Below are 12,775 nucleotides of genomic sequence, written 5' to 3'. Positions count from 1 at the left end.
TTTAAAATGTCTATAAACTTGAGATTCTAAATTCTACTATTGAGCTAAAGCAACACTGGAAACCTTACCATCCGCTCCTGTTGTAATTTGGATGATTTTTCCCCCACCAATTTTGGCATTATACTTACCATCATCAAGAGTATAAGAATAGTCTCTGATAGAGTAGTTTTCTTTCTTTCCATCAGCAGATTCTACTGTGAATTTGCCTCCTGATGAAACTGTGATGGTTTCACCATTGGCACCCTTCCAGTTGCCTGCAGCTGCTGAGAAATCACCATCAACCATGGTTAAAACACCCTTGTAGCGTTTGTTGTGTTCTGCTTGCTTGTCTTGAAGTTTGCGGTCAGTTGTTGGATCATAGCCTGACTGGTTAGACTGAGCTTGAGAACCTTGCTGAGTTGAAGGAGCTTGAGTAGCAGTTTGTTGACTAGCTGCCTGTTGATTAGACACTTCTTGGCCTTGTCTTTGCTCTGGTGCAGGTGTCGCTTCTGATGGTGTCGCAGTTGCTGCAGACTGGTCAGTAGATGATTTGGTCTTTTCAGATGAAGCTGAACTTGAGGACTTCTGAGTTTTACTTTCTTTGCTAGAAGAAGCTGCTTTTGAGCTTGATGATTGGCTTGTCTTAACAGAACTGCTTGCTTGAGTTGTTTCCTTTTTATTTCCACAAGCTCCTAATAGCAAGGTAGAAGCCAATACAGTTGCTGCCATCAATTTGATATAGGTTTTCTTTTTCATTTTTCTACTCCTTTGTAATGTTTTAGAAATATAAAGAAATCTTTTTGTAATATAATTGTAACATTTGGCTTTAAATATGTCAACAATTTATCTAAACTATTTTAAAAATCTTAAATACTTTAGATACATTTACTCCTCCTACTCTTCTATTCGTAATAAAACAGAAAAACAGGAGATTTTTCTTTTAAAATTTGAATTTGTTTTTTGTGTAATCGCTTGCATTATATTAGACAAAGGAATATAATAACATTGAAATAGAATATAGGAGGTGCACTCTTATGCTAAATAAGTATTACAAGTATCTACCTTGGTTGATTTTGGGAGCTATTGGCTCTTATCAATCAGCCACTTACTATGCGCGAACTTCATTTGATGTCTTCTATCTGACTGCAATCTTTTTGATTGTCTATATCGCTTTGTTATTTTTACATGAGAACTATCTCAAGTATCGATATAAAGACTTCTTTACTCACATGTTGAGTAATCCTAAGAAAGATAGTCATTCATAAAATATGATGATAAATAAAAAGGTCGGGAAAAGTTCCCGGCCTCGTTTTTTATTTCAATCGATAGGTTTTTCTTGGTTTCTTTTTAGGTACTCGTTTGAGTCCGACTTCTTCTACATATTCTCCGTATTTTACGAGAAAGTTATTGCTGACGATTGGGTGACCAGGGTTGATGAGATTGACCAGTTCAGTCCCCTCGTAGACAGTGAACTCCTCCTCCAGCAGATAAAGGAAGGTCGGATTCCAGTCGAGACGGCCTTGGATTCGTTTGATGGATTCTTGGATAATGGCATAATGGTCAAAGGCGAAGGCTTGCTCCTCCAGCTCCACTCCCTCTAGGAAGCATTTACCTGTCTGAAAATCGACATCCACGAAAACGACATCCTTGGCATCGTCTCCTGCTTGAACAAGTTCTAATGCACGACTAGGCAGATAAACCAAGTGGGCAATGGTCACTGTCCAGCCCCGTGGGTCACGGCCGGGGGTCGATACGGTCATCAATTGCTCAATTTTTTCCAAAGGAAGATCGAGATTAACTTCTTCTCTCACCTCACGCTGACAGGCATGCGCAGCATCTTCGCCCTTGTCCATAAATCCTCCAACTAAGGCCAAACAATTTTGATAAGGGTGAGCCTTGCGACGAATTAATAAGAGCTTGATCTTTCCTTCGACAAAGCAGTAGGCTACCATATCCACCGTCACACTTGGTTTTTCGTATTGAGGGAGTTCCTGCTTGTAGTACCAGTCTAAAAACTCTTCCTGACTTGCATGAACTTCAAAAAATTCTTTTTCCGTCATCCCTGCTGGAATCATCGTATCCGCCATTTTATGCCTCCTTACGAACTGCCTTGGTCCATTGGTACCAACCTACTAGACTATTGAGTGTGTAAACCCAGTACATCCCTTGGATGTGGATATTTTCACCCCACCAGAGGTAGATACTAAAAAGATTGGTTGCAATCCAGAAAATCCATTGCTCACGGTAGAGACGTGTCATCAAGAGCTGACCTACACCATTGGTCGCATCGGTTACACTATCACGGAAAGGGCGAGCGCTATGAATACTTTGGTAAGCCAAGCCCATACCAATCCAAATGATAGCAGTCAAAGCCAAGTACTTGAGCCAGTCAAGCACAGATAATTTCTTAGCTTCAAAGTGAGATTCTTCTACTTTTCCTTGATCATTGATACGGTTGGACAGCCAAGCATAGAGGCCAATCGGCTGCATGACAAAGAAGTAAACGGTCGTCAAAACTTCACCATAAAAAGTCGCATTCATAGCCAAAACCAAATAGATAGCAGAGTTAATGGCCCCAAAGAGATAATTGCTTGCACGCCCTTCTGCTACCAAGATAACACAGACAATCCCAGTCCAAGATGCCAACAAGCTCATCCAGTCATGACTTTCTGTATTTTGCGTGAATTCCAAGATCAAGGGAACACTTGACAAGACAATGAGATACAACCACTGGAAGAGGCTACGGCCGACAAAGAGATCTTTCCAGAGCAGGTTCATGATTCCTGTAAAACCGATCTTGCGGGCTTCCGCATGGACATTTTTAAAGTTTTCGATAAATTGTGTGATTTTTTCAGTTAGTTTTTTCATAATTGTCTCCTAATCTGCTTGATAAATGGCATCAATAGCCACTTTGGCTGCTTCATAATTGCCTAGGTAATCCTCAGCTAGATAAACTAGTGGAATGGTGGTTAAATATCGCTCTCTCATCTGGTCCAAATGCTGGGAAAAACTATGACGAATATGGTCTTCTGCCATGGTCATATCTCTAAATCCGTCATTGACATAGGAGCCGACAGGCTGCACAAAGAGAATCAAGTCCCATTTTTCCTTAGCTAAGATTGAGGCAAAGAGATTATCAAAAGTCTCTCCTGATAAATCCCCTTGGTCCTCAGTCTCCATGTAATAATCATAGTAGCCCTTGGTTACTAAGGAGTTGGTATCAGCTATCACCAGTCCCCTATTGGCATTACTGTCGATTAATTTAGAGGTCTGGTCATACTGTCCTAAAAAGAGATAATAGTAATCTTTTGGAGTCAATTCATCGTCACGGACATTGTTTTTGATCTGGTACTCACGTGCGTATTCCAGACTGACGGGTGCATCGTAATACCTTGCCAAATCCTTGGCTAGAGTGGTCTTCCCATTGCTGGCACTTCCCATAATCAACACTTTCTTTGTAAACTGACGACGGAAGGGTTGAGCGATATATTTCCAATATTTGCTTGGATTTTCTCGAATCATAGTCGCTGAGATACCAAACTTTTTTTCTTGCAAGACAGTCTCAAAGCCACGATTTGATAATTCTTGCTGGTAGTCACGTTCTCCCACAAAGAAGATCAGCTCTTGCTGGGTTTCATCATAGGAAATCTCTGCTAACATCTGGTCCAACCACTCCTGCCAGCCTATAGGATAACGGGGAAGGTTAGTTTCATCCAGCTTACAGACAGAGGTTAACTCGTCATCACCAAAGGCCTCTCGAATATAGCGAAACCTTTTTTGCAATGTTAAGCCTACCTGCTCCCCTCGGTCTCCCTCGTAGCCTGAAACGACAACCCAGACCTGGTCACACTGCCGCTTCGCTCGCTGAATCAGATCGATATGTCCTTGATGAAGTGGAGCAAAGGTTCCAAATACCACTGCTGTTTTCTTTTTCATAAATGCATTGCCTTTTTATAATTTTTGATATTTTTATTATCTATGTTTTTTATTATAAACTATATTTTTGTTTTGTCAATAGTTTTTTATTATTTTTTATAAAAAAGTAGCAAAAAAGAGAATCAAGATTGCTCCTGATTCTCCATTTTTATGCAATATCAAATTTTAACTGGCCTGCTTTAACACCAATCTTAAGTGTGCTGCCTGCCACCAAATCTCCCTTAAGAAGAAGTTCTGCCAACTTGTCCTCCACTTCTGTTTGCAGGGTTCTGCGAAGTGGACGAGCTCCCATCTCTGGGTCATATCCTTGATTTGCCAACAATTTCAGGGCTGAAGCTTGTAATTTCAAATCAATGCCTTTTTCAGCTAAACTTGCCACTAAAGGTTTAACCATAATCTTCACCACTTCCTGCATATGGTCGCTAGATAGGCTATGGAAGACCACCTTTTCATCAATACGGTTGATGAATTCAGGTCTATAAGCCTTTTTCAACTCTTCAAACATGCGTTTTTCCATGTTTTCCTGGTCAAAACGAATATCCTTAGCCCCAAAACCAACCGTCTTATCATCACGAAGGGCTGTCGCACCAAGGTTCGATGTCATGATGATAATGGTATTTGAAAAATCGACCTTGCGTCCCTTACTATCTGTCAAGACACCGTCATCCAAGACCTGCAAGAGGACATTAAAGATGTCTGGGTGGGCCTTCTCTACCTCGTCAAAGAGGAGAACAGAGTATGGTTTGTTGCGAACCTTCTCGGTCAACTCCCCACCTTCTTCATAACCCACATAACCCGGAGGAGCTCCATTGAGACGGCTGGCTGCGAATTTCTCCATATACTCACTCATATCAAAGCGGATAAGAGCTGATTCGTCGTCAAAAAGAACTTCTGCTAGAGCCTTGGCCAATTCGGTCTTACCGACACCTGTGGGTCCTAGGAACATAAAGGAACCAATCGGACGCTTGTGACTGCGAATCCCTGACTGGTTGCGGCGAATGGCACGGCTAATGCTTGAAACTGCTTGATCTTGACCGATGACACGTTTGTGGAGTTCAGCTTCCAAGTTCAGGTATTTCTTAGCATCTGTTTGCGTCAGTTTTTGGACTGGAATACCTGACAAGCGACTCAAGGTGGTCAAAATATCAGACTCTGTCACCAAGTCTTTATAGACAGGCACTTCCTCTTCTTTTGCGATTAGCTGAGCTGCCTGTTTCCACTTGCCATCAATCAAGGCTTTGTCAGCTGGACTCAAACCTGAATCGTCTGCTTTTACATGCTTAGCCTTATTTTGTACTGTTGCTGCTGCTTCATCTAAGAGGTCGATAGCAGAGTCTGGCAAGTGACGGCTAGTCAAGTAACGATGCGCCATCTTGACAGCTGTTTCGACCGCTTCATCTGTGATTTGCACACGGTGATGTTTCTCATAAGTCGCCTTCAAGCCTTGTAAAATGGTCATGCTGTCTGCCACGCTTGGCTCTTCGATCGTCACTTTGGCGAATCGACGAGAAAGGGCCGCATCTTTTTCGATGTGTTTTTGGTATTCTTCCTGAGTGGTCGCACCAACCGTTCTCAAAGTTCCGCGCGCCAAGGCTGGCTTCAAGATATTGGCCGCATCCAGAGTCGAATCAATCCCGCTCCCAGAACCCATGATGGTATGAAGTTCATCGATAAAGAGAATGACTTGACCATCTTCTTCAATATCCTTGATGATATTGTTCATGCGTTCTTCAAAGTCACCACGGAAGCGTGTCCCTGCAACGACATTCATCAAATCAAGCTCTAACACGCGCATCTTAGCCATTTCCGTAGGCACATCCCCACTAGCAATACGCTGAGCAAGACCAAGCGCCAGAGCTGTTTTCCCGACACCAGCATCCCCAACCAAGACAGGATTATTCTTTGTCTTCCGACTCAAGATTTGAATCATACGCGAGATTTCCTTGTCCCGACCGATGACTGGCTCTAACTTGCCAGAACGCGCTTGCTCTGTCAAATCATGCGTATAGTCCTCAAGACCACCGCTCGGAGTCTGGGGCATGCCCATCATATTAGCCATAGAATTTTGCTTATCAGCTACTGTACGATGACGTTGGCGTAAAGCCTTGAGATCTTCACGAGTCCAACCTGCCCGTTCTTCTAAATTTCGACGAAGGGCAGCAATCTTGACCTGATCTTTCTTGTCTTCATATGAAAAACCTGCTCTCTCTAAGATACGAGTCGCCAAGGCATTGCCATCATGCAAAATCGCATAGAGGACATGCTCTGTCCCTAGCACCTTAGCATGAACCACTGATGCCACATATTCTGCTTCATCAAAAATGACCTGCAAACGATGAGAAAACGGCAATTCCATGAAGGTTTCATCCTGGCTATAGTCCGTTTCAGTCAGTTCCAAAGCGACTTCTTCTAAACGGTCCATCTCATATGGATAATCATTTAAAGTTGCCCCTGCCACACTATAACTGTGATTGGACATGGCAATCAACAAGTGCCAAGACTCTAGATAACGAGCTCCAAAATGGCCAGCAACCATGTAGGCACTTTCGATACATTCATTCAATGCTTTTGAATAGTTCATCTTACTTCCCTTTTCTATCTACCTCTTGTATGACCTGTCGTAGCATATTAGCACGAATAACTGGAGCTTCTTCTCCTAGAACGCGATCCAAAGCTACTGCTACCAGCAAATTCATCTCCTGCTTGGTCATCAATTCCTGCTCAACCAAAAGCTGTAGAATATCCTCATAAATTTCTTGACTGACCCGCTCACCAATTGAGTAAAGCAGATCCCTGAGCATTTCATGATGACTAGAAAACTCAATCCGTCCTATACGAATGTAGCCTCCGCCACCACGTTTACTTTCAACCAAGTAGCCTCTACTTTCAGTAAAGCGCGTCTTGATCACATAGTTAATCTGACTAGGAACAACCTGAAAAGTATCTGCCAACTGACTCCGTTGCAACTCCACAATTCCAGATTGATCTAAAATCGCCTTGATGTAGGCCTCAATATGATCCGATGTATTTTTAAATCTCATTACAAACCCACCTCTCTCTTTAAACCTTGACTATCTTTGACTATTATACCGAAATTTTCTCATTTTTAAAAGAAAAAGGGCGCTGGTAAAGGATAATCTTCACCAACTCCCTATTTTTCTACTTATCTAAGCCTAATTCTGCCAAGATTTGACGTTTGTAGGCAATCTTTTGAACTTCCTTGTCCTCACCTTCAGACCAATCTAGTTTAATTTCTGAAACAATCTGCCCAGGGCGATTTTTCAAGATATAGATGCGGTCGCTGAGATTAAGGGCCTCCTCGATACTATGCGTGATGATCAAGGTTGTTAGCTGCAACTGCTTGTGAATCTCAAGGTACCAAGCGTGTAGTTCCATCTTGGTCATCTCATCCAAGGCGCTAAAGGCTTCATCTAAGAGAAAGAGCTTGTGACCGAAAAGATAGGTACGAAGCAAGGCCACACGCTGGCGCATCCCACCACTGAGTTCATGAGGGTATTTATCTCTTACAGCTGTCAACTGGAAAGTCGCAAGAATTTCATCTGCGCGAGCAATAGCTTCTGCCTTATCCACCTTTTGAATCAAGAGGGGAAGAATGATATTACCAAGCACCGTCTTGTGCTCCAAGAGTAGATCCTTTTGCAACATATAACTCACACGCCCCTTGGGATTTTCTTCACCATCAAGGACAATTCTCCCTGACTGAACTTCTAAAATCCCCGCAATTAAGTTGAAAAGCGTAGTCTTACCAACACCACTTGGGCCTAGGATGGAAACCACTTCACCTGAAGTCACCTGTAGGTTGATATCCTCTAAAATCCTCTCCTGACCATAGGCATAACTGACGTGTTCTAGTCTAATTTCTGTCATTATTTCACAAATTCGTTGGTGAATCCTTTGTCTGTCAAGTCTTCTTTAAGGATACCATTTTCTTTATCCCATTTGTAGAAGGCATTCCAGCGAGCTGCGTCAAATTGACCCCATTTTTCCTTGTCGCTTGCGTATTCTTTTGACAAGTATTTTTGAGATTCGATGACAAAGTCACGTTTTTCCTGAAGTTCAGGTGCATTCTTGATGAGGATATCAGCTGCTTCTTCTGGATGCTCCATAGCATATTGGTAACCTTTTTTGATAGCTTGGATAACTTTGCGTGCTTCTTCTTTGTTGTCTTTGAGGTAGTCGTTGTTTGCGATGATAACTGGTGAGTAGTAATCAAATTCCTTGACGTAGTCTTTCAAATACATGAAGTTAGCCTCTACGCCTTGAGATTTTGCAAGGATACCATCCCATCCATAGTAGATCCAAGCAGTGTCAAATACTCCATTGGCAATCGGTGTGATAGAGTTTGAATCGTTGTTTGGTACTTTTTCGACTTTATCAAAGTCCCCACCTTGTGACTCTACCAAAGTTTTCAACATAGCAAGTTCAGTTGGGTCATTCCATGTACCATATTTCTTACCAACCAAGTCCTTTGGACTAGCTACATTGTCAGATTTACGAGAGATAATTCCTGATGTATTGTGCTCTACGATAGCTGCAACGGCAGTAATTCCTGCTCCTTTTTCCAATTTTTTAGCCATGTAGTCTTGGAAATAGACTGCAAATGGTGCCTTACCATTGATAACCAAATCAGAAGAACTTTCTTCTGGTGGCAATTTCAAATCAACATCCACTCCAGCTTCTTTGAAATAACCTTTTTCCTTAGCCACATAAAGCCCTGTGTGGTTGGTATTTGGTGTCCAGTCTAAGATAAAGTCGATTTTCTTAAGTTCTGCTTCCTTATTATCCTTAGAAGCAGTTCCTTGACCACAAGCTACAAGCACAACAGCTACAAGAGCTGTTAAAACAGTTAAAAACACTTTCCATGTTTTCTTCATTTCAATTTCCTCTTTTCTTTTTCAGAAACGTTCTAATTCTACGAACGTTTCCATTTAATAACATATTTTTCACTGATATCGACCAACTTCATACCAAGAAGACTGATAATCGATACCAGAATAATAATAGCAAACATGGTATCATACTGAAACAGTTTCTTGGACTGAATCATGTAGACACCTAGTCCTTCAAAGCCTCCCAACCACTCAGATACCACTGTTGTGATAAAAGCGTAGGAGACACTGACCCTCAGACCTGCATAAAAGTAAGGCAGACTCACTGGAATTTTAAAATGCCACAGGATTTGCCAAGGTTTGGCCCGCATCAGACTAAACAAGGCCAGCATATCCTTATCACAATGCCTAAAACCGTCCAAAATGCTAACGATGATAGGAAAAGTAGTCGTCAAGATAATCAAGACAATCTTGGGTAAAATCCCATAACCGAGCCACAAGACCAGGATAGGAGCTAGGGCAATGGTCGGAATGGTCTGGACAACCACCATCATAGGGTAAATCAGATCGTTAAGCCAAGTCAAACTATCCATGAGCACAGCCATGAGACAGGCAATCAAGACTCCCAAAATTAGACCTAGTAAAGCCACTCTCAAGGTCGCCCAGCTATGGTGCCAGAGAAATTCTCTATCACGCACAAAGGCCTGGAGGATTTCAAGAGGTGTCGGCAGGATAAACTTGGGGAGAAGTTTAAGAAAACCTGCTAACTGCCAGATTGACAAGACTCCTAGAAAGCCCAATAGACTAATGTGTCGTCTCAGTATACTTTTCAAGTTTCTCATCAATACTTAAAATCTCTCCTACATTTATTTTGACATTGGCAAAGACATTATCTGCCTCCTGCCCTGCCACTTCTAGCGCTTCTTTGAGAATGCGCATAAGCTCATCAAACTCCCCTTCCAAGACCGTTTCAAATGGTGTCACCACCATAGTCACTTCTTGAGCTTGCAGATAAGCAATGACCTGATCAATAACAGCAATCCGATCAATTCCCTGTGCCAAGGGTAAAACTTGCAAGGCTATGCTTGCTTTCATAAGAACCTCCTCTTCTCGTTTTCCTTTGACAAAAAGAAAAACCTTTACCATATATGGAAAAGGTCAAGATTAGACTAAGTATCGTTCCCTACGCTGGCATTACCCAGATCAGGTGCGGTCGAAGTTTAACACTTCCTCTCAGACTGTACACAGACTCCCATATATTATATGGACATATGATAGCGCAAAACAAAAAAAATGTCAAGGAAACTGCTTACAGAAAAACATGAAAAAGAGTTTGAAAACAAGTGCTTCAAACTCTATATAGCTTTTTTATTTAGCTTCGTACCAAGTTGTCCCTTCATTTTCATCTGCGATGAGGGGAACACTGAGTTGAATGGCTTCTTCCATAGTTTGTTTGACCAATTTTTTCATCTCTGCTAGTTCCGATTTAGGCACTTCAAGGACGATTTCATCGTGCACTTGCAACAGCATCTTAGTCTGATAACCACCTGCAACCAAGGCTTTATCTAGCTGAATCATGGCAATCTTGAGAATATCTGCCGCCGAACCCTGAATAGGAGAGTTGATAGCTGTCCGCTCCGCAAAACCACGAATATTAAAGTTGCGCGAATTGATATCTGGCAACTCACGACGACGCTTGAAAAGTGTCTCTACATAGCCCTTATCACGCGCCTCACGCACCACTTCATCCATGTAGTTTTTAATACCTGGAAAGCGTTCAAAGTAGGTATCAATGTAGGCTTTGGCCTCCTTACGACTAATTCCCAAATTATTAGACAAACCAAAGTCTGAAATCCCGTAAACCACTCCAAAGTTAACGGCCTTGGCATTTCGACGGTCGTTTGCAGTCACATCCTCGGGACGCTCAATGCCAAAGACACGCATGGCTGTTGAGGTATGGATATCAGCCCCCTCTTGGAAGGCCTTAATCAAGTGCTCATCTTTAGAGATATGCGCCAAAACGCGCAATTCAATCTGAGAATAGTCGGAGCTGAGTAGCACACTATCATCCCACTCAGGCACAAAAGCCTTACGAATGAGACGGCCTTGCTCCAAGCGCACAGGGATATTTTGCAAGTTTGGATCCACACTAGACAGACGCCCAGTCTGGGTCAAATCCTGCACATAGCGAGTATGAATCTTGCCATCAGCCAAAATCCAGTCCTGCAAGCCAATCACATAAGTAGACTGAATCTTAGCAATCTGACGGTAATCCAGGATTTTCTTAACAATCGGTGCAATCGGAGCCAGACGCTCCAAGACATCCACCGCTGTCGAGTAACCTGTCTTGGTTTTCTTAGTGTATTCTAGAGGAAGTCCCAATTTTTCAAAGAGAAGCACGCCCAACTGCTTAGGCGAGTTAATATTAAACTCCTCACCAGCCAGTTCATAAATCTCCTGAGTCAGTTTTTCAATGACAAGCTCATTTTCAGCCTGCATCTCAAGCAAGGTCTCTTTCTTGACCGTAATCCCAGCAATTTCCATCTTGGCAAGGACAAAAGCCAGAGGTTGCTCCATATCATAAAGAAGCTCTAATTGCCCATTTTCGCTGAGCTTTTCAAGTAAAATAGGCTTTGTTTCGACCAAAACTGCAATCTTACGAGCCAAATGTTCCAAGAATTTCTCGCGTTCAGGAACGGCTTTTTTGACACCCTTACCATAGAAAGTCTCATCATCGACCAAATAAGTCTGACCATAAAGACTAGCGATGGTCGCAATTTCATTGTCCTCCACAGTCGAAAGGAGGTATTTAGCCAAGCGGCTATCAAAGGAAGGAGCCTGCAAATCCACACCAAAACGATGCAAGAGAACCTTGGATTTTTTAAAATCATAAATTTTCAAAGATGTTTTTTCTAAGAAATCCTTGAAAATAGGTTCCTGAAAAAGCTCAAGCTTGTCTGTAGCATAGAGCTTTTCCCCACAAGACCAGGCAAAACCAACCAAATCATCCGTATGGTAATTCTCACCAAAAAGCTCAAAATGGAAGATAGACTCTTCACTCAGCATGTCTTGACTGATTTGGTCAACAATAGTAAAGTCCAAACTCTCAGCCACTTCAGCTGACGATGCATTTAAAGTCTGCTTGAGCTGTTTGAAGCCCATCTCATCGTAGAATTTCCCAAGGTTTTCAACATCTGGACCACTATAGACCAAATCCTCCAAACCAATCTCAATCGGTGCCTTGGTATCAATGGTCGCCAGTGTTTTAGACAAAAAGGCCTGTTCCTTATCATTGATGAGATTTTCCTTCATCTTAGAAGCCTTCATCCCATCGATATTTTCATAAATCCCCTCAAGCGAACCATGCTCCAGCAAGAGCTTGATACCCGTCTTTTCACCGATTTTGGTCACCCCAGGGATATTATCCGACTTATCACCCATGAGCGCCTTGAGATCGATAAACTGAGTCGGTGTGATGCCCATCTTTTCCATAAGATATTCTGGCGTAAAGGCCTCAAACTCAGCCACACCTTTCTTGGAAATCTCAACCACCGTATGCTCATCCGTCAGCTGAATCAAGTCCTTGTCCCCACTGACAATGGTAATATCAAAACCATCCTGCTCAGCTAGTTTATCCAGCGTCCCAATGATGTCATCCGCCTCATACTGAGCCAACTCATAATGACGAATCCCCATATGATCCAGCAACTCACGAATGAAGGGAAATTGCTCACGAAACTCATCAGGAGTCTTAGCCCGACCACCCTTATAGTCCGCATACATCTCTGTACGGAAGGTCGTCTTACCCGCATCAAAAGCCACCAAAATATGACTCGGCTCAACCCGTTCCAACAAGTGGCTCAACATCAACTGAAAGCCATAAATCGCATTGGTATGCAAACCAGCCGCATTCTTAAAACGGTCTAACTGCTGATAGAGCGCAAAAAACGCCCGAAAAGCAACAGAAGACCCATCAATCAATAATAATTTTTTCTTATCCATACACCCAT

Annotated in this window: 12 protein-coding genes and 1 riboswitch; of the genes, 1 reads left to right on the top strand and 11 read right to left on the bottom strand. The window is 42.5% G+C overall.

What is annotated here, in order from left to right; genetic code table 11:
* Positions 1-36: 36 nt before the first annotated feature.
* Positions 37-735 (bottom strand): hypothetical protein, encoded by a 699-nt coding sequence (locus tag LG372_RS03530; protein ID WP_225742153.1) that lies wholly within the window; start codon positions 733-735, stop codon positions 37-39.
* Positions 736-1,013: 278 nt separating this feature from the next.
* On the opposite strand from LG372_RS03530, the gene LG372_RS03525 reads away from it, so the two are divergent.
* Entirely contained in the window at positions 1,014-1,244 is a 231-nt protein-coding gene (locus LG372_RS03525) for a hypothetical protein (protein ID WP_049487550.1), read from the top strand.
* 48 nt (positions 1,245-1,292) lie between these two features.
* Here the strand turns inward: LG372_RS03525 and LG372_RS03520 are convergent, their stop codons facing one another.
* From LG372_RS03520 to polA, 10 genes are all read right to left on the bottom strand, one after another.
* Positions 1,293-2,066 (bottom strand): NUDIX domain-containing protein, encoded by a 774-nt coding sequence (locus tag LG372_RS03520; RefSeq protein WP_225742152.1) that lies wholly within the window; start codon positions 2,064-2,066, stop codon positions 1,293-1,295.
* A 1-nt stretch (position 2,067) separates the two neighbouring features.
* Positions 2,068-2,847 carry a nicotinamide riboside transporter PnuC gene (pnuC, locus tag LG372_RS03515; protein WP_201058549.1) on the bottom strand — a complete coding sequence of 260 codons (780 nt, stop codon included), beginning with the start codon at positions 2,845-2,847 and terminating at the stop codon, positions 2,068-2,070.
* Between the two features lie 9 nt (positions 2,848-2,856).
* Positions 2,857-3,915 (bottom strand): AAA family ATPase, encoded by a 1,059-nt coding sequence (locus LG372_RS03510; RefSeq protein WP_225742151.1) that lies wholly within the window; start codon positions 3,913-3,915, stop codon positions 2,857-2,859.
* A 148-nt stretch (positions 3,916-4,063) separates the two neighbouring features.
* On the bottom strand, positions 4,064-6,496 hold the full coding sequence (locus LG372_RS03505) for an ATP-dependent Clp protease ATP-binding subunit (protein WP_225742150.1): 2,433 nt from the start codon (positions 6,494-6,496) through the stop codon (positions 4,064-4,066).
* Between the two features lies 1 nt (position 6,497).
* Positions 6,498-6,956 carry a CtsR family transcriptional regulator gene (locus LG372_RS03500; RefSeq protein ID WP_225742149.1) on the bottom strand — a complete coding sequence of 153 codons (459 nt, stop codon included), beginning with the start codon at positions 6,954-6,956 and terminating at the stop codon, positions 6,498-6,500.
* 118 nt (positions 6,957-7,074) lie between these two features.
* Positions 7,075-7,803, bottom strand: a complete 729-nt coding sequence (locus tag LG372_RS03495) for an ABC transporter ATP-binding protein (protein ID WP_004261902.1) — start codon at positions 7,801-7,803, stop codon at positions 7,075-7,077.
* Entirely contained in the window at positions 7,803-8,810 is a 1,008-nt protein-coding gene (locus tag LG372_RS03490; protein WP_225742148.1) for an ABC transporter substrate-binding protein, read from the bottom strand. The genes LG372_RS03495 and LG372_RS03490 overlap by 1 nt, the downstream gene beginning before the upstream one ends.
* Positions 8,811-8,848: 38 nt before the next feature.
* The gene (locus LG372_RS03485) at positions 8,849-9,607 is read right to left on the bottom strand and encodes an ABC transporter permease (RefSeq protein WP_225742147.1); all 759 of its coding nucleotides are present in this window, start codon (positions 9,605-9,607) and stop codon (positions 8,849-8,851) included.
* Positions 9,570-9,860 (bottom strand): MTH1187 family thiamine-binding protein, encoded by a 291-nt coding sequence (locus tag LG372_RS03480; RefSeq protein ID WP_000647659.1) that lies wholly within the window; start codon positions 9,858-9,860, stop codon positions 9,570-9,572. Before LG372_RS03480 ends, LG372_RS03485 begins: the two co-directional genes overlap by 38 nt.
* 68 nt (positions 9,861-9,928) lie before the next feature.
* Positions 9,929-10,031, bottom strand: a riboswitch (TPP riboswitch).
* Positions 10,032-10,133: 102 nt separating this feature from the next.
* Positions 10,134-12,767 carry a DNA polymerase I gene (gene polA, locus LG372_RS03475; protein ID WP_225742146.1) on the bottom strand — a complete coding sequence of 878 codons (2,634 nt, stop codon included), beginning with the start codon at positions 12,765-12,767 and terminating at the stop codon, positions 10,134-10,136.
* Positions 12,768-12,775: the final 8 nt, after the last annotated feature.

The organism is Streptococcus sp. Marseille-Q5112 (genome assembly GCF_916700555.1).
Lineage (GTDB): Bacteria > Bacillota > Bacilli > Lactobacillales > Streptococcaceae > Streptococcus > Streptococcus symci.
This window is presented reverse-complemented; position numbering and strand designations above follow the sequence as displayed.

What these genes read in the sequence shown, in the direction of transcription:
- LG372_RS03530 (WP_225742153.1), bottom strand. Translation starts at nt 735, where the DNA reads ATGAAAAAGAAAACCTATATCAAATTGATGGCAGCAACTGTATTGGCT.
- LG372_RS03525 (WP_049487550.1), top strand. Translation starts at nt 1,014, where the DNA reads ATGCTAAATAAGTATTACAAGTATCTACCTTGGTTGATTTTGGGAGCT.
- LG372_RS03520 (WP_225742152.1), bottom strand. Translation starts at nt 2,066, where the DNA reads ATGGCGGATACGATGATTCCAGCAGGGATGACGGAAAAAGAATTTTTT.
- pnuC (WP_201058549.1), bottom strand. Translation starts at nt 2,847, where the DNA reads ATGAAAAAACTAACTGAAAAAATCACACAATTTATCGAAAACTTTAAA.
- LG372_RS03510 (WP_225742151.1), bottom strand. Translation starts at nt 3,915, where the DNA reads ATGAAAAAGAAAACAGCAGTGGTATTTGGAACCTTTGCTCCACTTCAT.
- LG372_RS03505 (WP_225742150.1), bottom strand. Translation starts at nt 6,496, where the DNA reads ATGAACTATTCAAAAGCATTGAATGAATGTATCGAAAGTGCCTACATG.
- LG372_RS03500 (WP_225742149.1), bottom strand. Translation starts at nt 6,956, where the DNA reads ATGAGATTTAAAAATACATCGGATCATATTGAGGCCTACATCAAGGCG.
- LG372_RS03495 (WP_004261902.1), bottom strand. Translation starts at nt 7,803, where the DNA reads ATGACAGAAATTAGACTAGAACACGTCAGTTATGCCTATGGTCAGGAG.
- LG372_RS03490 (WP_225742148.1), bottom strand. Translation starts at nt 8,810, where the DNA reads ATGAAGAAAACATGGAAAGTGTTTTTAACTGTTTTAACAGCTCTTGTA.
- LG372_RS03485 (WP_225742147.1), bottom strand. Translation starts at nt 9,607, where the DNA reads ATGAGAAACTTGAAAAGTATACTGAGACGACACATTAGTCTATTGGGC.
- LG372_RS03480 (WP_000647659.1), bottom strand. Translation starts at nt 9,860, where the DNA reads ATGAAAGCAAGCATAGCCTTGCAAGTTTTACCCTTGGCACAGGGAATT.
- polA (WP_225742146.1), bottom strand. Translation starts at nt 12,767, where the DNA reads ATGGATAAGAAAAAATTATTATTGATTGATGGGTCTTCTGTTGCTTTT.